Raw genomic sequence first — 23,888 nt, forward strand, 5'->3', positions numbered from 1 at the left:
CCGCTCGCTCACTGTTTGTTCTCTGCGCTGATTAATGATGCACACCGGACGCGTTCCGCAGAAGACCCCAACATCTTTTGATCCGGCGAGGGTTGGCGTAATTTGTTCGCACCATGCCCAAAATGGGCGGCGGAAGAGGGAGAGGTGAGGGCGATGCCCGCACGGACGGTCGTCATCGGGGTGGACAGCTCCACCCAGTCGGCCACAGCGGTCCTCATCGACCCGGCGACCGGCAAGACGCTCGCCACCGGCCGGGCCCCGCACACGGTCACGGGCGAGGCGGGCGCCCGGGAGAGCGACCCCGACCAGTGGTGGCGGGCCCTGCGGGAGGCGGTCGCCGCCGGGCTCGCGCGGACCGGGGTCCGGCCGTCGGCCGTGACGGGCATCGCGGTCGCGGGCCAGCAGCACGGACTGGTGGTCCTGGACCGCGCCGGGCGCCCCGCGCGGCCCGCGCTGCTCTGGAACGACACCCGCTCGGCCCCGCAGGCCGCCGCCCTCACCCGCGCCCTCGGCGGCCCCGATGTCTGGACCGCGCGTACCGGATCGGTGCCGGTCGCCTCGGTCACCGCCACCAAGTGGCAGTGGCTGCGGGAGCACGAGCCCCGCACCGCCGACGCGGCGGCGGCCGTCCGGCTCCCCCACGACTATCTGACCGAACGGCTCTGCGGCACCGCGGCCACCGACCCGGGCGACGCGTCGGGCACCGGCTGGTACGCCACCTCGACCGGCGCGTACGACCCCGAGATCCTGCGGCTCATCGGCCTCGACCCGGCCCTGCTGCCGGAGCCGGCGGCCGGCGGCGGCACCCGGGTGGGCTCGCTCACCCGGGCGGCGGCCACCGCGCTCGGCCTCCCGGCCGGGATCGCGGTCGCCGCGGGCACCGGCGACAACATGGCCGCCGCCGTGGGCCTGGGGCTCGGCGGTACGGGGCTGCTGGACCACCCGGTCCTCGGTCTCGGCACCTCCGGCACGGTGTTCGCCGCCACCCGCGCCCGCCCCGTCTCCCCCGCGCTCTCCGGGTTCGCGGCGACCGACGGCACGTATCTCCCCCTGGGCTGCACCCTGAACTGCACCCTCGCCGTGGACCGGATCGCGGCCCTGCTGGGCCTGGACCGGGAGGCGGCCGAGCCGGGCGGGGAGGCCGTGCTGCTGCCGTATCTCGACGGCGAGCGCACCCCCGATCTGCCGGCCGCCGCCGGTCTGCTCACCGGGCTCCGGCACACCACCTCCGGCCGGCAGATCCTCGGCGCCGCCTACGAGGGCGCGGTGGTCACGGTGTTGCGGGTGCTGGACGAGGTGCTGCGCTCCTGCGGTCTCGACCCGGCGGCCCCGGCGACGGCCGGCGCGCCGCTGCGGCTGGTGGGCGGCGGGGCGCGCGGCAGGTTCTGGGTGGAGACCGTGCGCCGGCTCTCCGGCCGCCCCCTGCTGGTCCCGCGCGCCGCCGAACCGGTGGCGACGGGCGCGGCGGCACTGGCGGCGGCAGCGGCCACCGGCGAGGACCCGGTGGCAGCCGCCGTCCGCTGGGGGTCGGGCCAGGGGCGCGAACTGCCTCCCGTGGAGCGGGACACGGAGACCTGGGAGCGGGTGTCGGGGGTGCTGGAGCGGGCCCGGCCGGGACTGCTCGGGGAGTAGTCCCGGCCGGGCGGGCCCGCTCGGGGAGTAGCCGCGCCCGGGCGGGGCAGGCATTCCCGGCAGCCGCCCGCCCGGTCGGCCGCCCCCATGGACGGAGCCGGATATTCCGGATTCCCGGCCCCGCCGGGGGCCGAGGGTGATCCACTTTCGTAGACTGTCTGGTACACCTCAACCCACCGCACCGCTCACCCGCCCACGGTGAGAGGACGACCCACGCCTTGGGAGGCGAGCATGGGCACCCGTCGCACCTCACTGCCGGGAGTCGGGACACAGTACGACTTCACCACCGAGGAAGGCCGGCACATCTCCGTCGTCGTCCACCACGACGGCAGACGCTTTCTCGGTTTCTACGCCTCCGACGACCCCGACGCCTGCCAACTGGCGGTTCCGCTCTCGTCCGATGAGGCCACCGCGCTGGCGCATCTGATCGACCCCGAGCCGATCGACGCCGTGCGCACCGACGGGATCGATCTCGTCACCGAGCACATCCAGGTCGGCACCCGCTCCCCCTACGCCGGGCGGGTGCTCGCTGACACCCGGGCGCGCAGCCGCACGGGCGCCTCGGTCGTCGCCGTCCTGCGGCGCACCGGCGCGCACCCGTCGCCGGGGCCCGACTTCCGGTTCGCCATCGGGGACACCCTGGTCGCGGTCGGCACCCGCGAGGGCGTCGACGCCCTCGCCGAGATCATCGCCGGAGGCTGACCGTGCACGAGACCACCACCCTGCTCATCGAGCTCGGGGCGATCATTCTCGGGCTGGGGCTGATAGGCCGCTTCGCCGGGCGCATCGGCCTCTCCCCCATCCCCCTCTATCTCCTGGTCGGCCTCGCGTTCGGCACCGGCGGCCTGCTGCCGCTGAGCGCGAGCGAGGACTTCGTCGCCGTCGGCGCGGAGATCGGCGTCATCCTGCTGCTGCTCCTGCTGGGCCTGGAGTACAGCGCGTCCGAACTGGTCGGCAGCCTCAAGACCCAGTACCCGTCGGGCGCGGTCGACTTCGCGCTCAACGCCCTGCCCGGCGCGGCGGCGGCGCTGCTGCTGGGCTGGGGCCCGGTGGCGGCGGTCGCCCTGGCCGGTGTCACCTGGATCTCCTCCTCCGGAGTCATCGCCAAGGTCCTCACCGACCTGGGCCGGCTCGGCAACCGGGAGACCCCGGTGGTCCTCGGCATCCTCGTCATGGAGGATCTGGCGATGGCGGTGTATCTGCCGCTGCTCACCGCGCTGCTGGCGGGTGTGGGCCTCGCGGGCGGCAGTGTCACCCTGCTGATCGCGCTCGGCGCGGTGGGGATCGTGCTCTATCTGGCGCTCCGGCACGGACGCCTGATCAGCCGTGCGGTCTCCTCGGACAATCCGGAGATGCTGCTGCTGGTGGTCCTCGGACTCACCCTGCTGGTGGCGGGCATCGCCCAGGAGCTGCAGGTCTCCGCGGCCGTCGGCGCCTTCCTGGTCGGCATCGCGCTGTCGGGCGAGGTCGCCGAGGGCGCGCGCAAGCTGCTCACCCCGCTGCGGGACCTCTTCGCCGCCGTGTTCTTCGTCTTCTTCGGACTGTCGACCGACCCCACCGACATCCCGCCGGTGCTGCTGCCCGCGCTGCTCCTCGCGGTGGTCACCGCCGTCACCAAGGTGCTCACCGGCTGGTACGCGGCCCGGCGGGCGGGCATCGGCCCGCGCGGCAGGCTGCGGGCGGGCGGCGCGCTGGTGGCGCGCGGCGAGTTCTCGATCGTGATCGCGGGTCTCGCCGTCGCCACGGAGCCGAGGATCGGACCGATCGCCACGGCGTATGTGCTGATCCTGGTGGTCCTGGGGCCGCTCGCGGCGCGCTGGACCGAGCCGCTGGTGTCGCGTTACGGCGGTCTGTCGGAGGCGGCGCGGCCGGGCACCCCCGGCGGTCCGCCGGCGGCCGGGCCCGTGGGTACGCGGGCCCCGGCCACCGAGCCCTGCGCGGCGGAGGCCGCGGCGGCGGAGCCCGGTGACACACCGCCCGGCGCGCCCGCTCCGGCGTCCGGCGGCCCGGGCCCGGCGCAGGGCGGCTGACACCCGCCCGCGCGATGCCCCCGTCCCCTCCCCGACCGGAGCGGGCGGGGGCATCGGTCTTCCCCGGCCGGTCCGGCCGGACCGCGGAACCCCCCGGGGCGGGCGTGAGTTGTCCGTACGGGGAGGCCGCGCGCCGCGCCGGTGGCCGTGCCGTCCCCGTACCGACGCGACCCCCGGAGAGATGCCCGTGTCCGCTGCCCCCGTCCCCTTCCGGCTGCTCCCCGGAGCCGCCTCCTCGCCCGTGATCCTGCATGTGCCGCACGCGGCGCGGACGATCCCCCCGTCGGTGCGCGAGGGCATCCTGCTCGGGGACGCCGCGCTGGAGCGGGAGCTCGACCACATCACCGACGCCCACACCGCCGAGCTGGCGCGGACCGCCGCCGGGCTCTGCGCCGTCACCCCCTGGCGGTTCGTCAACGGGCTGTCGCGGCTGGTGACCGACCCCGAGCGGTTCCCCGACGAGCGCGAGGAGATGCGCGCGGTGGGCATGGGCGCCGTCTACACCCGGACGACGCACGGCGAGCCGCTGCGCCCGGAGACCGTGGACCCCGCCCCGCTGATCGAGCGGTACTTCACCCCGTACGCGGAGGCCATGACGGCGGCGGTCGCGGACCGGCTGGCGGCGACGGGACGGGCGGTGGTGATCGATGTGCACTCCTACCCCACACAGCGGCTGCCGTACGAACTGCACGGCGACGGCCCCCGTCCCCCGGTCTGTCTGGGCACCGACCCCTTCCACACCCCGCCGGGGCTTGCCGCCCTCGCGGAGCGGGCGTTCACCGGTTTCGGCGGCACCGGGACCGACAGCCCCTTCGCGGGCGCCTATGTGCCGCTGGAGTTCCACGGGCGGGACGCCCGGGTCGGCGCGCTGATGGTCGAGATCCGCCGCGACGGATACATGAGCGAGCCCGGGGGCCCTGCGGGCCCGGGGCTCGGCGCGCTGGCGGGCGCGCTCGCGGAGCTGGTGGACGCGGTCCCCGGGGTGTGAGCGGCGGTACGGGTCCGCCCCGCGCGCGACCGCCGGATCGGGGCGGTGGCGCGCGGGGCGGGGAGGCGCGGGGGGATCAGTCCGTGCCGCGGCCGGTCAGCTCCCGCAGCGCGATGTTGAGCGCGAGGACATTGACCCGGGGTTCGCCGATGAATCCGAGAATCCGGCCGTCGGTGTGCTCCCGCACCAGCTTCTCCACGGCGGCGGCGGCGAGGGAGTTCCGCTCGGCGACCCGGTGGACCTGGAGTCGCGCGTACTCCGGGGAGATGTGCGGGTCGAGGCCGGAGCCCGAGGAGGTGACCGCGTCGGCGGGCACATCGGCGGGGTCGACCCGGTGGCCGGCGGTGGAGTTGTCCCTCACCACGGCGGCCTTGGCGTCCCTGACCCACTGGAGCAGCTCGGCGTTGTCGCCGGAGCGGTTGGTGGCGCCGGAGAGGATGAGGGAGTACCGCGTGTTGACGCTGTTGCTGCCGAGGCCGTTGGAGGGGCGTGGCTGGAACCAGGTGAGGTCCGGCTCCGGGGTCTCCTCCGGGTCGCCGGGGTCCTTCAGCGGGAGGTGGTAGGTCTGGCCGATGAGCGAGGAGCCGACGACCTCGCCGCCGGCCGTCACCTCGGAGCCGTTGGCCTTGTCGTTGAAGAGGGCCTGGGCGACGCCGGTCACGGCGAGCGGGTAGAGCACCCCGCAGACGACGGTCAGGACGAGAAGGGCGCGCAGGGCCGCCGAGATGAGCCGGCCCGTGTTGCGTACGGAGGTGTTCATGGTCGTCACCCGATGCCAGGGATGAGGGAGATGATCAGGTCGATGAGTTTGATGCCGATGAACGGGGCGATGAGCCCGCCCAGTCCGTAGACGCCGAGGTTGCGGCGGAGCATCCGGTCGGCGCTGGTGGGCCGGTACCGCACGCCCCGGAGGGCGAGCGGGACCAGCGCGATGATGATCAGCGCGTTGAAGACGACGGCGGAGAGGATCGCGGAGTGGGGCGAGGACAGCTGCATGATGTTGAGCTTGTCCAGGCCCGGGTAGGCCGCGGCGAACATCGCCGGGATGATCGCGAAGTACTTGGCGACGTCGTTGGCGATGGAGAAGGTGGTGAGGGCTCCCCGGGTGATGAGGAGCTGTTTGCCGATCTCGACGATCTCGATCAGTTTGGTGGGGTTGGAGTCCAGGTCCACCATGTTCCCGGCCTCCTTGGCGGCCGAGGTGCCGGTGTTCATCGCCACGCCGACATCGGCCTGGGCCAGCGCCGGGGCGTCGTTGGTGCCGTCACCGGTCATCGCGACCAGCTTGCCGCCGGCCTGCTCCCGCTTGATGAGGGCCATCTTGTCCTCGGGGGTGGCCTCGGCGAGGAAGTCGTCGACCCCGGCCTCCTCGGCGATGGCCCGCGCGGTCAGCGGATTGTCACCCGTGATCATGACCGTGCGGATGCCCATGCGGCGCAGTTCCCCGAACCGCTCGCGCATGCCCTCCTTGACGACGTCCTTGAGGTGGATGACGCCCAGCACCCGGGCGCCCTCCCGGTCCTCGACGGCGACCAGCAGCGGTGTGCCGCCCGCTTCGGCGATGGTGTCGGTGACGCGGTCGGCGTCGGCCGGGACCTCGCCGCCCCGCTCCCCGACCCAGGAGATCACGGAGGCGGTGGCGCCCTTGCGGACCCTGCGGCCGTCGGCGTCCACCCCGGACATCCGGGTCTGGGCGGTGAAGTCGATCCACTCGGCTCCGGCCAGTTCGCCCCGGTGGCGTTCGCGCAGTCCGTACTTCTCCTTGGCGAGGACGGCGATGGAGCGGCCCTCGGGGGTCTCGTCGGCGAGCGAGGAGAGCTGGGCGGCGTCCGCGAGTTCCGCGGCGGTGACGCCCTGGAGGGGGACGAACTCGGCGGCCTGGCGGTTGCCGAGGGTGATGGTGCCGGTCTTGTCGAGCAGCAGGGTCGACACATCGCCCGCGGCCTCGACGGCCCGTCCGGACATGGCGAGGACATTGCGCTGGACCAGCCGGTCCATACCGGCGATGCCGATGGCGGAGAGCAGCGCGCCGATGGTGGTGGGGATCAGACAGACCAGCAGCGCGGTGAGCACGATCAGGGAGGTCTGGCCGTCGGCGCCCGCGTAGACGGCGAACGGCTTGAGGGTGACCACGGCCAGCAGGAAGACCACGGTCAGTGAGGCGAGCAGGATGTTCAGCGCGATCTCGTTGGGGGTCTTCTGCCGGGCGGCGCCCTCGACGAGGGCGATCATCCGGTCGATGAAGGTCTCGCCCGGCCTGGCGGTGATCTTGACGACGATCCGGTCGGAGAGGACCTTCGTCCCGCCGGTGACCGCGCTGCGGTCGCCGCCGGACTCCCGGATGACCGGGGCGGACTCACCGGTGATCGCGGACTCGTCGACGGAGGCGACACCTTCGACCACATCGCCGTCGCCGGGGATGGTGTCACCGGCCTCGCAGACGACCAGATCGCCGATGCGCAGCCCGGTGCCGGGCACCCGCTCCTCGGTGGTGCCGCTGAGCCGGCGGGCGACGGTGTCGGTCCTGGCCTTGCGCAGGGTGTCGGCCTGGGCCTTGCCCCGGCCCTCGGCGACCGCCTCGGCGAGGTTGGCGAAGAGGGTGGTCAGCCAGAGCCAGGCGGTGATCGCCCAGCCGAAGCCGTTGGACGGATCGCTGATCGCGAGGGCGGTGGTGACGACCGAGCCGACCAGGACGACGAACATCACCGGGGACTTGACCATGACCCGCGGGTCGAGTTTGCGCAGCGCCTCGGGGAGGGACCTGACGAGCTGTCCGGGGTCGAAGAGGCCGCCGCCGACCCGGCCCGGCCCGGGCGTGTGCCCGGTGGGCACATCGGAGTGCGGTGCTCGGGTGGGAGTGATCGTGCTCATGAAGCGAGCCCTTCGGCAAGCGGTCCCAGCGCGAGCGCCGGGAAGTAGGTCAGACCGGTGATGATGAGGATCGCCCCGACCAGCAGCCCGGTGAAGAGCGGCTTCTCGGTCCGCAGGGTGCCGGCGGTGGCGGGGACGGGGTGCTGCTCGGCCAGCGAGCCGGCGAGCGCGAGCACGAAGACCATCGGCAGGAACCGGCCGAGGAGCATCGCGATCCCGATGGTGGTGTTGAACCACTGGGTGTCGGCGTTGAGCCCGGCGAAGGCGGAGCCGTTGTTGTTGGCGCCCGAGGTGTAGGCGTAGAGGATCTCGGAGAAGCCGTGGGCTCCGGAGTTGGTCATCGAGTTGCCGGGGGTCTCCAGGGCCATCGCCGCGGCGGTGAAGCAGAGCACCAGCGCCGGGGTGATCAGGATGTAGCAGGCCGCGAACTTGATCTCCCGGGTGCCGATCTTCTTGCCGAGGTACTCGGGGGTGCGGCCGACCATCAGGCCCGCGATGAACACGGCGATGATCGCCATGATCAGCATTCCGTACAGTCCGGAGCCCACTCCGCCGGGGGCGATCTCGCCGAGCTGCATGCCCAGCATGGTGATGCCGCCGCCGAAGCCGGTGTAGGAGGAGTGGAAGCTGTTGACCGCGCCGGTGGAGGTGAGGGTGGTGGCCACGGCGAAGATGGCCGAGCCGCCGATGCCGAACCGGGTCTCCTTGCCCTCCATCGCCCCGCCGGCCTCCTGGAACGCGGCTCCCGGGTGGGCGAACTCGGTCCACATCATCAGCGCGGTGAACCCGAGCCAGATCGTGACCATCGTGCCCAGGATCGCGTACCCCTGGCGCACATTGCCGGCCATGCGGCCGAAGGTGCGGGTCAGGGAGAAGGGGATGACCAGGATGAGGAAGATCTCCAGGAGGTTGGAGAGGCCGTTCGGGTTCTCGAAGGGGTGGGCGGAGTTGGCGTTGAAGTAGCCGCCGCCGTTGGTGCCCAGCTCCTTGATGGCCTCCTGGGAGGCGACGGCGCCACCGTTCCACTCCTGGGTGCCGCCGGTGAACTGGCCGACCCCGTGGATGCCGGCGAAGTTCTGGATCGCCCCGCAGGCGACCAGCGCGACCGCCGCGATCACCGAGATCGGGAGCAGAATCCGGATGGTGCCCCGGACCAGGTCGGCCCAGAAGTTGCCCAGCTCACCGGTGCGGGAGCGGGTGAAGCCCCGCACCAGGGCCACGGCGACGGCGATGCCGACGGCGGCGGAGACGAAGTTCTGCACCGCGAGGCCGCCGGTCTGGACGACATGGCCCATGGCCTGCTCGCCGTAGTACGACTGCCAGTTGGTGTTGGCGACGAAGGACGCGGCGGTGTTGAACGCCTGGTCCGGGTCGATGGACCGGAATCCGAGCGAGCCGGGCAGTGAGCCCTGGAGCCGCTGGAGCAGATACAGGAAGAGCACGCCGACGGCGGAGAAGGCGAGGACCCCGCGGAGATAGGCGGGCCAGCGCATCTCCGTGTCCGGGTCGGCGCCCACGGCCTTGTAGATCCACTTCTCCACCCGGAGATGCCGGTCGGAGGTGTAGACACGGGCCATGTGGTCGCCCAGGGGGCGGTGGGCCAGGGCGAGCGCCACCATCAGCGCCAGCAGCTGGAGCACACCGGCAAGTACGGGACTCATTCCGGGCTAGAACCTCTCCGGGTACAGAAGGGCGAGGACGAGATAGCCCAGCAGGGCGACGGCCACGATCAGACCGACGATGTTCTCGGCAGTCACAGCTTTGCCACCCCCTTGGCGATGAGAGCCACCAGCGCGAAGACCGCGATCGTGGTGACGACGAAGGCCACATCGGCCATCGTGAGCTCCTGTAGGACTCGGGTTCGGACCGTCGGACACGGAGCGGGCGGACGAATCCGCCGGATGCCGGTCTGCTCGGACAATCTGACTGTCCGAGGAAACCGCGCCCCGGCCGCGGTCCGGCTCCCGTTGATACGTCCCATACGTGGCCGTCGTCGCTCTTGACGGTTCCTGTACGGCCGCCCGGGGCGGGGGGCCGCCGTGACGGGCCGCCGGGCGCGAGGGGCGCGCCCCGCACCGGGCTGCCGAGCGCGGCCCGGCGGGCGACGATGGGAGCGCGGACGCCCGGACCATCCGGCCGATGAACAGGGAGTGTGCGCCCATGACCGGCACTCAGGCCGAGACCGGGCCCCGCCGCGGGGGCGCGGAGGCGGGCCGGCGCTGCCGTGCGTGGCTGCTCGACGGCCTCAGCGAGACCACCGCCCGCCACCCCGGTCCGCACGGCACCCCGCCCCCCGAGCACCGGGGACACCGCTGGTGGCGGGTCATGTGCCTCACCGGTGTGGACTACTTCTCCACCCTCGGCTACCAGCCCGGTATCGCGGCGCTCGCCGCCGGTCTGCTCTCCCCGCTCGCGACCCTCGTCCTGCTGGCCCTCACCCTGCTGGGCGCGCTCCCGGTCTACCGCCGGGTCGCCCGCGAGTCACCGCACGGCGAGGGCTCGATCGCCATGCTGGAGCGGCTGCTGCCCTGGTGGTCGGGGAAGATCCTGGTGCTGGTCCTGCTCGGGTTCGCGGCGACCGACTTCATCATCACCATCACCCTTTCGGCCGCCGACGCCTCGGCGCATGTGGTGGAGAACCCGTACGCGCCCTCCTGGCTGCACGGCGAGAGTCTGTGGATCACCCTCGGTCTGATCGGGCTGCTCGGCGCGGTCTTCCTCAAGGGCTTCCGCGAGGCGATCGGCGTGGCCGTGGTCCTGGTCGCGGTCTATCTGTCGCTGAACGTGGTGGTGCTGGCCTCCGCCGCCCGGGAGGTGGCGAGCGCGCCGGTGGTGGTCCCCGACTGGTGGGACGCGATGACCGCCGAGCACTCCTCCCCCTGGGTGATGATCGGGGTGGCGCTGCTGGTCTTCCCCAAGCTGGCGCTCGGCATGTCCGGGTTCGAGACCGGGGTGGCGGTGATGCCGCAGATCAAGGGCGACGCCACCGATACGTACGAGCGTCCGGCGGGCCGTATCCGCGACACCCGCAGGCTGCTGACCACCGCGGCACTGATCATGAGCTGTTTTCTGCTGCTCTCCAGCCTGGCCACGACCCTGCTCATCCCCCAGAAGGACTTCGAGGCGGGCGGGCCGGCGAACGGCCGGGCGCTCGCCTATCTGGCGCACCGCAATCTGGGGGAGCAGTTCGGCACCGTCTACGACATCGCCACCATCTGCATCCTCTGGTTCGCGGGCGCGTCCGCGCTGGCCGGGCTGCTCAATCTCGTACCGAGGTTTCTGCCCCGCTACGGCATGGCACCCGAATGGACGCGGGCGGTCCGGCCGCTGGTGCTGGTGTTCGTGGCGATCGCGGCCGGCATCACCGTCTACTTCGACGCGAACGTGGACAAGCAGAGCGGGGCGTACGCCACCGGGGTGCTGGTCCTGATGCTGTCGGCGGCCTTCGCCTCGGCGGTGGCCACCCGCCGCCGGGGCCACCCCAGGGCCGCCGCCGGCTTCGCCGTGATCACCGCGGTCTTCCTCTACACCACGGTCGCCAATGTGATCGAACGGCCCGACGGCATCAAGATCGCGGCGCTCTTCATCCTCACCATCCTGCTGACCTCCTTCGCCTCCCGGGTCCACCGCGCGTTCGAACTGCGGGCCGCGGAGGTCGTCTTCGACCCGACGGCGGCGCGGTTCCTGGACGAGGCGGCGGCGTCCGGGCCGCCGCGGATCATCGCCAACGAGCCCCGGGAGCACAGCGCGGAGGCGTACCGGGACAGGGAGCACGGCCAGCGCCGCGACACCCCCATTCCCAGACGCCGGCCGGTGCTCTTCCTGGAGGTCTTCGTCCGGGACTCCTCGGACTTCTCGGCGGATCTGACCGTGCGCGGGGACGAGCGGTACGGGGTGCGCAGGCTCCGGGTGGAGGGCTCGACGGTCCCCAACACGATCGCCGCGGTCCTGCTGGGCATCCGGGACCGGACCGGGACCGTGCCGCACGCGTACTTCACCTGGACGGAGGGCCCGCCCTTCGGGCGTCTGCTGAGCTTTCTGGTCTTCGGCGAGGGCGAGACCGCTCCGGTGACCCGCGAGGTGCTCCGCCGGGCGGAGCCGGACCCGGAGCGGCGGCCGAGAGTCCACGTGGGGTGAGCGGCCGGCCCGGCGCCGCCGCTGGTCAGGGTCTGCGCACCTCGCACAGGAAGCAGCCGTGCTCCACCGCCCGTATCTGCACCAGCGCCACCCGGGGGTCGCCGAAGGCCGTGTCCAGCGCCCGGTCCAGGACCTCCCGCGCCCCGGCGGGGTGCTCCGGCAGCCGCACCAGCGCCCCGCCGGTGATCCGGCCGTCGGCGCTGTAGCGGCGGAGCACACGGGAGGCCCCGGTCTCGGCGAACGGATACCCCGGCGCGGGGTCCGGGCCCTCGCAGGGGTCGGCGTGGATGAAGACCGGCCCCACCTCGTCGTAGGCCCCCGGGTCGGCGCCGGTCCGTGCCGCCCACCGGCGCAGCGGAGCGTACGACACCAGCGAGATCCACTCCCCGGCGCGGGCGCGGCGCAGACAGCACCGCAGGGGCGCCCCGCCGCGGTCGTCGGCGCGGGGGCGGCGGGCTCCCGCGTCGTCGCACGCGCGGAGTTCGCCGAGCACACGGGGAGGGATGGCCAGGGGATGATGTGTCGCTGTCGTCATGCGCTCAGGCTGGGTGACCGGGACCGCGGGCGCCGGCGGGAATCGGACGACGACCTGGGGCACGGCCTCGCCGAGCCCCGCCCCGGGGCCGCGCGGCGGAAATTCGGTCGCGCGGGGCAGCACGCCTTGATAGGCATGGCCCATGACCACTGAGCTGCGGGTTCTGCGCGCGTCCGAATGGGACCGCTGGTACGAGGGATTGGAACTGGCCTTCGGCGGCGTGGCCCAGTCACCGGAGAAGCGCGAGCTGATCCGCGGTCTCACCGATCCCGGCCGCGCGATCGCCGCCTGGGACGGCGACCTGTGCGTCGGCAGCGCCGCGTCGTTCCGCTTCGAGGTGACCGTGCCCGGCGGAGGGCTCGCCCCCATGGCGGGAGTCTCCATGGTGCATGTGGCCGCCACCCACCGGCGGCGCGGTGTGCTGACCGCGATGATGCGCCGCCAGCTGGACGACTTCCGCGCCTGGGGCGAGCCGCTCGCCATCCTCGGCGCCTCCGAGCCCGCGATCTACGGGCGGTTCGGCTACGGCGCGGCGACCCGTCTGCTCCGGGCCGACATCGACACGGCCCGGGTGCGGCTCGCCGTACCCGAGGGCACGGACTCCGTCCGTATCCGCACGGCCCCGCCGAAGGACGCGCTCGCCCGCTGCGAGGCGGTCTACGCCGAGCTGGTCCCCACCCGCCCCGGCATGATCGCCCGGCTGCCCGGCTGGGACCGGCTCGGCGTGCTCGACGCCCCCGAGAACCGGCAGGGCACCTCGCACCTCCAGTGCGCGCTCGCCGAGCGCGACGGGCGGACCACCGGTTACGTCCTCTTCCGCATCCGCCCCTCCTGGGAGCACGCGGGCCCCAACGGCACCATCGAGGTGCAGGATCTGTACGCGCTCGACCCGGCGTCCGGCGCCGCGCTGCTGCGCTACCTCTTCGGCATCGATCTGACCTCGACCGTCACCATGGAGAACCGGCCGCTGGACGACGCCTGGCAGCATCTCGTCTCCGACATCCGCCGCTGCGGCATCCGGCTGCGCGACGAGGGCTATGTACGGCTGGTGGAGGTGGGGGCGGCGCTGGAGGCGCGGGCCTACCGGGTGCCGGTGGATGTCGTCCTGGAGGTGTCGGACTCCTTCTGCCCCTGGAACGAGGGCCGGTGGCGGCTCTCCGGCGACACCAAGGGCGCGTCCTGCGCGCGGACCTCCGACGCGGCGGACCTCGCGCTGGACGCGCGGAGCCTGGGCGCGGCCTATCTGGGCGATCTCACACTCACGGAGCTGGCGGCGGCGGGGCGGGTGCGGGAGCTGCGCGCGGGGGCGCTGGCGGAGGCGTCCGTCGCCTTCGGGAGCGACAGCGCGCCCTGGGTGCCGCACGACATCTGACCCGCGCCCGGGCGTCCGTCCGGTTTCCCGTACAACCGGACGGGCCCCGTGGAGGTCCTTTCCGTGGGCACACCCCTGATGTGTGCACGGAATAATGGACAAAGGGGAATTTATGACCGTGAATCGCAGGAACCTCATGGGGGGCCTCACCGCGGGCGCGCTGACCGTGGTGGCCTCGGGAGCCGCGGCGCCGGCCGCCTCGGCCGCGCCCGGGAACGCGGCGAACGGGGCGAACGGGGCGAACGGGGCGGGGAACGCCCCGGCCGCCACCCCGGGGACCGTGCGGGCCGAGACCTTCGTCACGGACTCCACCGTCAACTCGGCCTCCTTCAAGACGACCTCGACGACGGCGCACACCGCGACCATCCACCAGGCCGGGAAGTCCGGCGGCGGAGTGGCGCTGAACATCATCTCGGACAACCCCGACAACTCCGCCGTCTATCTGACCGGCCATGAGAGAAACGGGCGCGGGACCCTGAAGATCTCCCACATGGGCTACGCGGACGGCGGTGACGCGGACGTCGCCGCCGTCTCGATCGACCTGCGGACGGCCGGCACCGCGGCCCAGGGCATCTATGTGACCGCGACCAATGGCCCCACCAGCGGCAATCTGATCTGTCTCCGCAACAACGGGCGCGACGACTTCGTCGTGAAGGGCAGCGGACGGGTCGGCATCGGCATGGGTGTGGGCAACAACCCCTGGTCGCAGCTCCACATCATCCAGCAGGCGGGGGTGGGGTCCGCGCTGATGGTCGAGGGGGTGGTGCGCGTCGTCGACGTGGCGACCGCGCCGACCGCGGTCGACTCGCGCGGCGGTGGCGCGCTCTACGCACAGGACGGCGTCCTGTGGTGGCGGAGTTCGGACGGCAAGCCGCCCACACGCATCGCGCCGCCCGCGCCGCCCACCACGCCCGCGCCGACCGCCACACCTTCGCCGACCGGCCCGACACCGGCCGCGCCTCCCGTCTGAGCCCGCCGCATCGGACAGAGCCGGACCTGGGTCGTCTCTTTCGGATCGTGCCGGGGCTCGCGAGCCCCGGCACCGCGCCCCGCCGCGTTGCCGTCCGTCGCCGACGCTCCGCGTGGGCTCCCTCCCCCGCCCCGCGATCCACGGCACCGGACCCCGCTCACCGATCCGGCCCGACCCGATCCGGCACGACCCGGCACGACCCGACCCGACCCGATCCGGCACAACCCGAAAGAAACTCCCCAACCCGTCCGAACCGCCGTCGTACCACCGGAGAAGACCATGCAGTTGACCACGGAAGAACTGGTGACCGAGTTCCATGACGCGGTCATGGAACTCCACTTCGCCCGCAAGCGCGTCGCGGCCCTGGAGGCCGAGAACACCGCGCTGAGGGCGCGACTGGCCGAGCCGGAGCAGCCGGACGCCGGTACACCGCTCGGCCCCCGTCCCTGAGACGGCCCCGCGCGGCCTCCGCACACCGATGGCACCGTTCCCCGGCGAGGGGAGCGGTGCCATCGGCCGTGCGGGGCGCGGGCCCGGTGTCAGCGCCGGGGCGCGTCCCGGACCTTCCCGGTGAGCACGGGGCCCTCCACGAAGCCGGCGTCACCCTGGTGGGTCGACACCCGTGTCCGCAGGGACTCCTCCGGCTCGGTCAGTGTGTCGGCGGCCGTGGGCACGGACACCTCGGTGCCCGTCCCGTCCCCGGGGATCGTGGCCCAGAGGGGGAAGCCGGCCCCGGACAGCGGCAGCTCCGGGTCCGGGGTCCCGCCCCGTTCGGCGAGCCACTCCGGGTCGACGTCCTTCGTGGACAGCTCAGCGCCCCCGCTCACCGGCAGAAAGGTGATCAGCGTGTCGAAGGCGGTGTCGGCGGGGTGGGAGAGCCCCAGCTTCCAGGTGAGCCGGCCGCCCTCGGCGACCGAGTCGGCGACCGGCGTCGCGGTGACCGTGGGCACGGGGTCGTCGTTCCTGACGAGCACTCCCCCGGCGGCGGCGCCGACCGCCACGCCGCGCACGGGCTTGGCCGCGACCTCGTGGTCGAGGTCGTGGCTGTAGCGGGAGTTGCCCTCCACCGTGACCGGCACGTCCACGGAGCGGCCGGCCTCCACCCTCACCTCACGGACCGTGGACGCGTGGGTCCTCGGGTCGCGGACGGCGAGCCTGATCACCCCGGTGCCCCGGCCGGTGGTCCGGACGGGCACCCGGTAGGTGCGGGTCCCCGAGTCGCCCTCCTCGACGGTCGTCCGGCCGATGTCGACGCGCGGAAGCGCCGCGGCGCCCGCCGCCGGGGTGCCGGGGCGCCAGCCCCAGGCGTCCATCAGCCAGAACGTGCCGGGGCCGCCGCGCGGGGTCAGCTCCAGCGACCGCGTCCGCCGGAGATCCAGACCGGCGGCGACGGCGGCCTTCAGCGGGACGCGCACCTCACGCGCCCAGTGCGCGGCCGTCATCCGGGAGCCCGGAAGGCCGTCGACGGTGACCCGGCCGAGCCCCGCCCGCCTGCCGGAGGTGTCGGTGAGGGCGATGTCGAGCCGGGTGTCCCGGGTGTTCGGCGGCACGACCACCCGCAGGGCGAGCGTGTCGGAGCCCGCCAGCGAGAAGGCCCGCCCCGGGGTGAGCCGGACCGGGGTGCCCGGCGCGGTCCAGCGGGCCGTGACCGCGTTGCGGCCGGGCTCGTTGTCGGGGGCGGCGCCCCAGGCCGCGAAGTGGGGCGACCGGCCGGAGTGGAAGTCCGGCGCGCAGGCCCGGGCGGCGTCGGCCGTGATCTGCCGGCACACGCGCCCGTTCGTCACCGCGAGCGGGGCGTCGGGCAGGATCGCCGGGGTGCGGTGGCCGCCGACGGCGTGGGTGAGGACCCGGGCGGGCCCGGCCGACGGCGCGCGCCGGCCGGAGCCGTCGAGGAGCGGGCGGACCCGGTCGTCCCCCGCGAGGAAGAGCCGTGCGGCGGCGGCGATGTAGGTGGTGCCCGCCGTCCGCTGCTGCGCGGCGCTCAGCCGGGTCGCGGCACCCGGTGAGCAGACCGGGTCCGGATCGCTCGCGTCGTGCGGGAAGTCGTCGGAGGCCGGGGCCTCGGCCAGGCCGGGCGTCCACTCCGTGTTGAAGAAGTTGTGGTTGGCGCCGACCATGTACACCGCGCTGTGCAGCGCCCTGCCCCGGCCGGCGCCCCGGGTGGCGTCGAGGTGGAGCTGGCCCTGGAGGTCGCTCACATCGCCGTCGCAGCCCGGCAGGATGGTCAGGGAGGGCACGTCGGGGGCGGGGTTCTGGCCGAAGAGGGTGGGGCCGATCAGGACGGTGCCGCGGATGCGCCACCGTACCGGCCCGCGGTGGCCGTTCTCGGCGGGCGGCGGCGGGGAGACGCTGTCGAGGGCCGCCCGGTTGACGCCCTCGCCGCCCCGGGAGTGGCCGACCAGGAGCACCTTCGAGAGATCGGCGGGGGCCATCGACCGCACGGCGCGTGGAGCCTTCGCGGGGTCGGCTCCCCACTCCGCCCAGAGGGCGAGGTGCCGGCGCACCAGGGACGAACGGGCCTGGGCCCCGGCGTCCGCCACGCCGAAGTCCTGCGCGTTGACACTGTTCGCGGAGATCGAGACCGTCACATGGCCCTGGGAGGCGAGGCGCTTCTGGTCGTGCAGATGGCCTCGGTGGCTCGGGACGGACTTGTGGCCCGGCCGGCACGGCCACTCCAGCGTCGGCATGTCCCGGCCGGGTTCGTAGCAGGTGGCGGTGCGGCCGTGGAGGAAGAGCGCCAGCGGTCGCTTCCCCGGGGCGTCCGTCGGGCCGACGACCGAGGCGCGCATCTCCACGGGCTCCGCGTAGCCCGGCAGCCGCACCGCCTTCAGGGTGTACTCCCCACTGGTGGTGCGGTACTTCCCGGGGACACCGGGATCGACCGCGTTGACGGGGAGCCGCTCACCGGGCGCGGCCGGGACCGGTGCGCGCCGCTGGCCGGGGGGCCCGGCCGGCCCCCCGGCGTCCAGCCGGCGCGCGCCGGCGACCACCTGGAGTCCGCTCACCGGTCCGGTCCCCGCCCCGCCGAGGCGGAGCCGGAAGGTGCGGTGGTCGGGAGAGGGCTCCGGGACGCCGAGGGTCCGCTGCCCCGAGCGGAACTCGACCCGGGCACCGCCCGTGCCCACCGGGTCGGGCGAGCTCCAGACCAGCTCCCCGCCCGCGAGGCGCCACCCCTCCGGCAGCCGCTCCCCGGAGGCGCCCGGCGGCGCGCCGGGTATGGACGCGCCGGGCGGCTGCGCGTGCGCCGGCCCCGGCGCACCCGCCGCCAGTGCCACGACCGCCAGTGCGGCCGTCAGCGCGCGTGAGACCAGTCCCACGATGGTGTCTCCTCGTCCTTGATGGTGCGTCAGCGCCCCCGGAGCCCCGGGAGCGCCCCCCGCACCGGGGAGACCGTGACGTCCCGTCATCGGTTCACCGGGGCCGGGAATCTGACGGGAGGCGCACGGGAATCACACAGGAATCGAACAACAAGAGGGATGGGGTGGGCCCCCGCGGTCGTGTCTCCGTCCGTGGAGATCGGTGCCGGGCCGTCGGCTGGGGGCGTCGGCGCTGGTCGTCGACTCGGGTCGTCGACTCGGGTCGTCGGCTCGGGTCGTCGACTCGGGTCGTCGGCTCGGGTCGTCGGCTCGGGTCGTCGGCTCGGGTCGTCGGCCGGGGCGGTCGCCGTCCCGTCGAACCCGCTCGCCGCTGTGCCGGCCGCTCCGGAAACCCGTCCGCGCCGCACGCGCCGCCCGGCCGGGCGACACGTGCGGCGCCGCACCCGGGCTCAGGCCGCGCCCGCCTCGGCGGGCCGCTCCTCTCCCTGCGGGGAACCCTGCGCGGGGGCGGCGCGCAGGGTGAGCAGGGACGCGAGCGCGCCGGCGGCGGCGAGAGCCGCCGCGCCGAGGAAGGCGGCGGAGAACCCGTTGGTGAGCGCTTCGGGGTCGCCCGGCTCACGGGCGCCGTACGCCGCGGACACGGCCGTCATCGCGGCGAGCCCGAGAGCGGAGCCGACCTGGTAGCTGGTGTTGACGATGCCGGAGGCCAGGCCGCCCTCCTCGGGACGCGCGCTGGACAGGGCGGTGCCGAGGGAGGGGATGAACGCCAGCGACATACCGGCCGCCGCCAGCAGCGAGGCGGGCAGGACGTCGACCCAGAAGGTGCCGTCCGCCCGGGCGAAGGAGAGCCACAGCATGCCTGCCGCGAGGGCGAGCAGACCGGTGACGATCAGTGGCTTGGTCCCGAAGCGGGCGATCAGACGGGGCGCCAGGACGATCATCATGATCATGATGGCGACGGTCATGGGCAGCAGGGCGGCGCCGGAGGCGAAGGCGCCCAGTCCCAGGACCTGCTGGAGGTAGAGGTTGAGGAAGAACCACATCGGAATCCACGCGGCGGCCATCAGCAGCTGCGCGATGTTCGCTCCGGCCAGACCGGGCGCCCGCCAGATGCCCAGCCGCATCAGCGGCTCGCGCCGCTTGGACTGGATGGCGATGAAGGCGGCGATCAGGGCCGCACCGGCCAGCAGCACGAGCCAGGTCCGGGCCGAGCCCCAGCCGGTCTCGGGAGCGCGGACAATGGCGTAGACGGCGGTGGCCAGTCCCAGCGTGACGGTGGCCGCTCCCGCGAGATCGACGGAGCCGCGGCGGACGGGGGCCGAGGGCATGACAGCGGGCGTGAGTGCCAGCACCACCAGGGCGATCGGGATGTTGATGTAGAACACCCAGGGCCAGCTGGCGTACTCGGTGATGACACCGCCGAGGAAGACACCGGCGGTACCGCCCGCCGGGGCAGCGGCGCCGTACAGGGCCAGCGCCTTGGTCAGCTCCTGGGGACGGGCGCCGAAGAGCGTCATCAGCAGGGTCAGCGCGGCCGGGGCGATCAACGCGGCGCCGACACCCTGGAGGGCGCGGCCGGCCAGCTCGACCCAGACCTCGGACGCGAGGCCGGCGACCAGAGATCCCGCGGCCATCACGGTCCAGCCGGCGACGAAGATCCGCTTGGCGCCGAACAGATCGGACAGCCGTCCGCCGAGCAGCAGCAGCCCGCCGAAGGCGATGACGTAGGCGTTGAACACCCAGGACAGGCCCTCAGGAGAGAAGCCGAGGTCAACCTGCATCTTGGGCAGGGCCACACCAATGATGGAGGTGTCCATGATGACCGTGAACTGGGCCAGGGCTATGAGCACGAGCGCCGTCCAACGGCGCGGACTGGGAGGGGCGATGGGGGTTGACATGACGGTCTCCTATACCGGAGGGGGGTATATCTCCTCGGGTCAGCAATATACCCCCCTCGGGTACCCGGGGCCGCTCCGGTACCCGAATCGCCGAGACTCCCCCACCCGGGGGGCCGGGCGGGCGGGCCGCCGCACCGCGCGGAGCGAGGAGAGCCGGGTGCGGCGGACGGGGCGGCGCGGCCCCGCGGGAGCACGTACGGCACAGGCACCGCGCGGAGAAACGTGCCACCGGGGCCCCCGGGGCGGGTGCGGTGCCGGGGCACGGGCAACCGGCCGAGCCCGGACAGCAGGCCCCAGAGGCACGGCGGACCGGGCGGCGCGGCCCCGCAGAGGCACGTACGGCACAGGCACCGCGCCGAGAAACGTGCCACCGGGGCCCCCGGGGCACGCGCAACCGGCCGAGCCCGAACGGCAGGACCCAGAGGCACGGCGGGTCGATCAGCGGGTGAGGCCCCGGTTCGCGGCACCGCCGGCGGGACGCGGGTCGGTGAGCGGACGGTCCGCCGTTCGGATGTGGTGGTGCATCATGGCCGCGTCGGCGTCCAGCCCTCGGTCGGTGTAAATCGTCGCGGCCTCCTGCCAGCAGGCGATGGCCTCGCTCACCAGCCCGAGGTGGTTCAGCGACGCGGCGAGGACGGCGAGAGGCCAGGCGAGTGTCTCGTCCTGGCTGCCGAGGGACGCGCGGCCGAGCGCGATCGCGCGCCGGCAGTGAGTGATCGCCGTGTCGTGGTCGCCGATTCCCTGCCGGCCCCTGGCGATGGCCGAGAGCGCGCACGCCTCGCCGTCGGTGTCACCGAGCCGGTGGCGCAGCCACGCGCTGCGGGTGCCGTGGTCGATGGCCTGCCGATGGTTGCCGAGATCGGCGTGGAGTTGGGCGATATTGCCCTCCGCCACCGCTTCCCACCGCCCGGTGTCGAAGCCCCGGCTGAGCACGCACACCTCCTCGAAGTGGTGCAGCGCCTCGGCGAACCGGGTCTGCCGGCGGAGCAGTTGGCCGAGTTCGGTGCGGGCGGCGATCTGGATGTGGAGGTTGCCCGCGTCCCGGGCGAGCGCGCAGGCACGGGTGAGGTCCGGCTCCGCGTCGGGGCGCCGCAGATGCGCCAGTGCTTCCCCGCGGGCGAGCAGCACATTGGCCTCGTGCTCGGTCCGGCCGGACCGCCGCGCCGCCCGCAGGCCCGCGGTGGCGGTCTCGACGCGCTCCTCCCAGCCACCCATGAGCACGAGGAAGCCCAGGGCGTCGACGAGGTGCAGGGCGTACCGGTCCATGGTGCGGTCGACGGCGTGGTGCAGGGCGGCGACCAGATTGGCCCGTTCGGCGGTGAACCATGCCCAGGCGTGGTCGCGGTCGGCCACGGGATGGGGGTGGGCGGGCTCGTCGGGGTGCGCCACCAGGCGCGTGCAGGTGGGGTAGAGCAGTCGGTCGGCGGTGTGCGCGGTGTGGCTGTACCAGGTGAGTACGGCGTCGAGGGCGTGGCGTCGCTCGTCCTCGGTGTCGTGTGCGCGGGCCAGCTCGTCCGAGTAGGTCCGCAGCAGGTCGTGGAAGCGGTAGCGGTCGTGCGCGGACGGCTCGATGAGATGCGCGTCGGCCAGCGCGCCGAGCAGCCGGCGTGTCTCGCGGAGCGGCAGCCGCGCGAGGGCCGCCGCCGCGGATGCCGAGATGTCCGGACCCGGGTGCAGGCCGAGGCGCCGGAACAGATGTGCCTGTGGCGCGGTCAGCTGTTCGTAGGACCAGTCGAGTACGTTGCGGACCGCGGCGTAGGGGTCCTGGCCCCAGCTCAGCGCGTCGAGCCGGGCCGTGTCGTCGTCGAGTTCGGTGACGATGTCGGCGACGGAGACGTGTGCGTGCGCGGCAGCGCGCCCGGCGGCGATCCGCAGCGCCAGCGGCAGCCGTGCGCAGAGCCGGATGAGGTGCTCCACCGCGCCCGGCTCCGCCCGGGCCCGGGCGGGTCCGATGATGCCGACGACCAGGCTCAGGGCCTCGGCCGGGGAGAGCACGTCGAGGGTGAGCCGGTGCGCGGCCTCGGTGACCACCAGACCGGTCAGGCTGTCGCGGCTGGTCACCACGACCATGCATCCGGGGACTCCCGGCAGCAGCGGTCTGACCTGCTCGGCGCTGTTGGCGTTGTCCAGCAGGACCAGCATGCGGCGCCCCGCCGCCAGCGTACGGAACAGTCCCGAGCGGGCGCCGGTCCCGGCGGGCACCGCCGCCGGGTGCACGCCGAGCGCGACGAGGAAGTCGTCCAGCACCTCGTCGGGGCTCGCGGGCCTGCCGGGGCCGTAGCCGCGCAGGTTGGTGTGGAGCGTGCCGTCCGGGAACCGGTCCTGGACGCGGTGTGCCCAGTGCACGGCGAGCGTCGTCTTGCCCACTCCCCCCGACCCGTCGAGCGCGGAGATCACCACGGCCTGCCCGCCGGCGGCCGGCAACAGGGCGTCGAGCGCGGCCAGGTGGTCGGCGCGGCCGGTGAAGTCGCGGATCGTCTGCGGGAGCTGGCGGGGCACGGGGGACACGGCGGTCCAGGGCTGCCTCGGGGCGGGCAGCGCGCCGAGGGCCCGGGCGGGGCCGTCGGCGCGGGAGGGCTCGTCCCGGTGGGGGCGGCCGGCGCGGCGCGGGCGGGGCTCTCCGCGCAGGATCTGCTCGTGCAGCCGCCGCACATCGGCTCCGGGGCCGACTCCGAGTTCCTCGTCGAGGCGGGTTCTGAGGCGGTGGAAGACGTGCAGCGCGTCCGCGCGGCGGCCGCAGCGGTCGAGGGCCGCCATCAGCTGCGCGTGCAGCCCTTCACGCAGCGGGTGCTCGTGGGCGAGATCCGCGAGATCGTCGGCGACCTCGTGGTGCTCGCCGAGTTCCAGCCGCCATCCGCCGCACAGCTCCAGCGCGCTGAGCCGCTGTTCGTCCAGGCGCGCGGCGGATCTGGTGAGCACCGGGGTGCCCAGCCCGTCGAGCGCGGGCCCGCGCCAGAGGGCCAGGGCCGGCCGGATCGCCCGTACGGCCCGGTCCAGCCTGCCCTCGGCGGCGTGGCGGCGGCTGTCGGCGACCCCGGCGGCGAACCGCAGCGAGTCGAGCCGCTCCGCGCCGACACGGATCCGGTAGCCGGGCTCCTCGGTGAGGATCAGCCGCTGGTCGGTGTCGCCCAGCCGCTCCCGCAGCGCCGAGACGGAGTTCCGCAGTTGCTTGCCGGCCGTGGCGGGGGGCTCGTCGTCCCAGGTCATCTCGGAGAGCCGGGACAGCGGGACCACCGAGTTCGGCGCCAGCAACAGCGCGGCCAGCACCCGCTGACGGCGCGCTCCGGGCAGAGGGACCCGCTCACGGCCGCTGTGGACCTCAAGCCGGCCGAGGACGCGAAAGTCCATCCCCCCACCCCTGCCTCTCACCCAAAGTAATCGGATCAGAGCATAGCGTTGGCGGTGATGCCCGCCCAACGGCCGTGGTGACGCGGCGATGACGCCATGGGGACGGCGCGGGAGACGCTGATCGCCGTCCGGCACAGCCCCCTGGGAGCCGGTCGCCGAGGCCATCCGCGACACGGCGGCGAACAGGGGGAGCGGACGACCGGGCGGGCCCGGGATCGGCGCGCCCACCATCCGACCCGATCGAGGGGATCAACCGTGGAACTCAGGGCAATGTTCGTTCGACTCGCCGGTACCGGCGCGGCGATGGCCTTCGGCTCGGCGCTGCTGGTCGGCGCCGAGACCTCGGCGCAGGCGGCGCCGGTGAACTACCAGGTGGTCAACGGCAACAGCCGCAACGCCTGCCTTCAGCTGGTGAACGTCTCGGCGGACAGGAAGAACCTCGTCCTCGCCACCTGTGACCGCAGCGCGAAGCAGGTGTGGCGGATCGCCGGCGGGGTCTTCAGCAACCCGGCGTCGGGCTTCTGCCTGGACGGAGACGGCGCGGATGTCTACGCGCTGCGATGCAACGGCGGCGGCTACCAGAAGTGGACGACCACGTCCGGCAGTCCGAAGTCCATCAGGCACAACCAGAGCGGCAGGTACCTGCACGCGGACGGGGAAGCCGGGGACCAGGTGGTCTTCAAGCCCACCAAGGCGACGGCGTCCCGCTGGGTGCTCGACCGGCTGTGAGCCGTCCGGCTCCATGAGAGCGGCGGGCCGTCCCCACACGGCCCGCCGCCCCGGAAGACGG

General features: G+C 73.7%; 17 protein-coding genes. 9 read left to right on the forward strand and 8 right to left on the reverse strand.

What is annotated here, in order from left to right; genetic code table 11:
- Positions 1 to 153: 153 nt before the first annotated feature.
- The 4 genes from xylB (at position 154) to ACWCRA_RS11710 (ending at position 4,650) form a co-directional block, all read left to right on the forward strand.
- A complete protein-coding gene (gene xylB / locus ACWCRA_RS11695; protein ID WP_451067337.1) occupies positions 154 to 1,632 on the forward strand; it encodes a xylulokinase in 1,479 nt (492 codons plus the stop codon).
- A 231-nt stretch (positions 1,633 to 1,863) separates the two neighbouring features.
- A complete protein-coding gene (locus tag ACWCRA_RS11700) occupies positions 1,864 to 2,334 on the forward strand; it encodes a cation:proton antiporter regulatory subunit (RefSeq protein ID WP_351551633.1) in 471 nt (156 codons plus the stop codon).
- 2 nt (positions 2,335 to 2,336) lie between these two features.
- A complete protein-coding gene (locus ACWCRA_RS11705) occupies positions 2,337 to 3,662 on the forward strand; it encodes a cation:proton antiporter (protein WP_351551636.1) in 1,326 nt (441 codons plus the stop codon).
- Between the two features lie 181 nt (positions 3,663 to 3,843).
- Positions 3,844 to 4,650, forward strand: a complete 807-nt coding sequence (locus tag ACWCRA_RS11710) for an N-formylglutamate amidohydrolase (RefSeq protein ID WP_451067338.1) — start codon at positions 3,844 to 3,846, stop codon at positions 4,648 to 4,650.
- A gap of 76 nt (positions 4,651 to 4,726) precedes the next feature.
- On the opposite strand, the gene ACWCRA_RS11715 is transcribed toward ACWCRA_RS11710, so the two are convergent.
- Genes ACWCRA_RS11715 through kdpF form a run of 4 tightly spaced genes read right to left on the reverse strand, consistent with a single transcriptional unit; the run spans position 4,727 to position 9,278 of the window.
- Positions 4,727 to 5,410, reverse strand: coding sequence for a potassium-transporting ATPase subunit C (locus tag ACWCRA_RS11715; RefSeq protein ID WP_351551642.1), 684 nt, complete (start codon positions 5,408 to 5,410; stop codon positions 4,727 to 4,729).
- 5 nt (positions 5,411 to 5,415) lie between these two features.
- Entirely contained in the window at positions 5,416 to 7,521 is a 2,106-nt protein-coding gene (gene kdpB, locus ACWCRA_RS11720; protein WP_351551644.1) for a potassium-transporting ATPase subunit KdpB, read from the reverse strand.
- Positions 7,518 to 9,182 (reverse strand): potassium-transporting ATPase subunit KdpA, encoded by a 1,665-nt coding sequence (gene kdpA, locus ACWCRA_RS11725; protein ID WP_351551646.1) that lies wholly within the window; start codon positions 9,180 to 9,182, stop codon positions 7,518 to 7,520. The genes kdpB and kdpA overlap by 4 nt, the downstream gene beginning before the upstream one ends.
- Before the next feature lie 6 nt (positions 9,183 to 9,188).
- Positions 9,189 to 9,278: a K(+)-transporting ATPase subunit F gene (kdpF, locus tag ACWCRA_RS11730; RefSeq protein ID WP_037701211.1), complete on the reverse strand. Its 90-nt coding sequence runs from the start codon at positions 9,276 to 9,278 to the stop codon at positions 9,189 to 9,191.
- A 403-nt stretch (positions 9,279 to 9,681) separates the two neighbouring features.
- Between kdpF and ACWCRA_RS11735 the strand changes: the two genes are divergently transcribed.
- Positions 9,682 to 11,658, forward strand: a complete 1,977-nt coding sequence (locus ACWCRA_RS11735) for an amino acid transporter (protein WP_351551649.1) — start codon at positions 9,682 to 9,684, stop codon at positions 11,656 to 11,658.
- Positions 11,659 to 11,683: 25 nt separating this feature from the next.
- On the opposite strand, the gene ACWCRA_RS11740 is transcribed toward ACWCRA_RS11735, so the two are convergent.
- A complete protein-coding gene (locus ACWCRA_RS11740; RefSeq protein ID WP_351551652.1) occupies positions 11,684 to 12,193 on the reverse strand; it encodes a DUF1203 domain-containing protein in 510 nt (169 codons plus the stop codon).
- Between the two features lie 142 nt (positions 12,194 to 12,335).
- Between ACWCRA_RS11740 and ACWCRA_RS11745 the strand changes: the two genes are divergently transcribed.
- The 3 genes from ACWCRA_RS11745 (at position 12,336) to ACWCRA_RS11755 (ending at position 14,985) form a co-directional block, all read left to right on the forward strand.
- The gene (locus tag ACWCRA_RS11745) at positions 12,336 to 13,565 is read left to right on the forward strand and encodes a GNAT family N-acetyltransferase (protein WP_351551655.1); all 1,230 of its coding nucleotides are present in this window, start codon (positions 12,336 to 12,338) and stop codon (positions 13,563 to 13,565) included.
- 112 nt (positions 13,566 to 13,677) lie between these two features.
- Positions 13,678 to 14,535, forward strand: a complete 858-nt coding sequence (locus tag ACWCRA_RS11750) for a hyaluronoglucosaminidase (protein WP_351551658.1) — start codon at positions 13,678 to 13,680, stop codon at positions 14,533 to 14,535.
- Between the two features lie 279 nt (positions 14,536 to 14,814).
- Positions 14,815 to 14,985: a hypothetical protein gene (locus ACWCRA_RS11755; protein ID WP_351551661.1), complete on the forward strand. Its 171-nt coding sequence runs from the start codon at positions 14,815 to 14,817 to the stop codon at positions 14,983 to 14,985.
- Between the two features lie 89 nt (positions 14,986 to 15,074).
- Here ACWCRA_RS11755 and ACWCRA_RS11760 read toward each other — a convergent pair whose 3' ends face one another.
- The 3 genes from ACWCRA_RS11760 to ACWCRA_RS11770 form a co-directional block, all read right to left on the reverse strand.
- On the reverse strand, positions 15,075 to 17,852 hold the full coding sequence (locus tag ACWCRA_RS11760) for a hypothetical protein (protein WP_451067339.1): 2,778 nt from the start codon (positions 17,850 to 17,852) through the stop codon (positions 15,075 to 15,077).
- A 449-nt stretch (positions 17,853 to 18,301) separates the two neighbouring features.
- A complete protein-coding gene (locus tag ACWCRA_RS11765) occupies positions 18,302 to 19,750 on the reverse strand; it encodes an MFS transporter (protein WP_451067340.1) in 1,449 nt (482 codons plus the stop codon).
- A 438-nt stretch (positions 19,751 to 20,188) separates the two neighbouring features.
- Positions 20,189 to 23,098, reverse strand: coding sequence for an AfsR/SARP family transcriptional regulator (locus ACWCRA_RS11770; protein WP_451067341.1), 2,910 nt, complete (start codon positions 23,096 to 23,098; stop codon positions 20,189 to 20,191).
- A gap of 270 nt (positions 23,099 to 23,368) precedes the next feature.
- Here ACWCRA_RS11770 and ACWCRA_RS11775 point away from each other — a divergent pair, with 270 nt between their 5' ends.
- Entirely contained in the window at positions 23,369 to 23,827 is a 459-nt protein-coding gene (locus ACWCRA_RS11775) for an RICIN domain-containing protein (protein ID WP_451067342.1), read from the forward strand.
- Positions 23,828 to 23,888 lie beyond the last annotated feature (61 nt).

This window comes from Streptomyces sp. NPDC001889 (genome assembly GCF_053594535.1).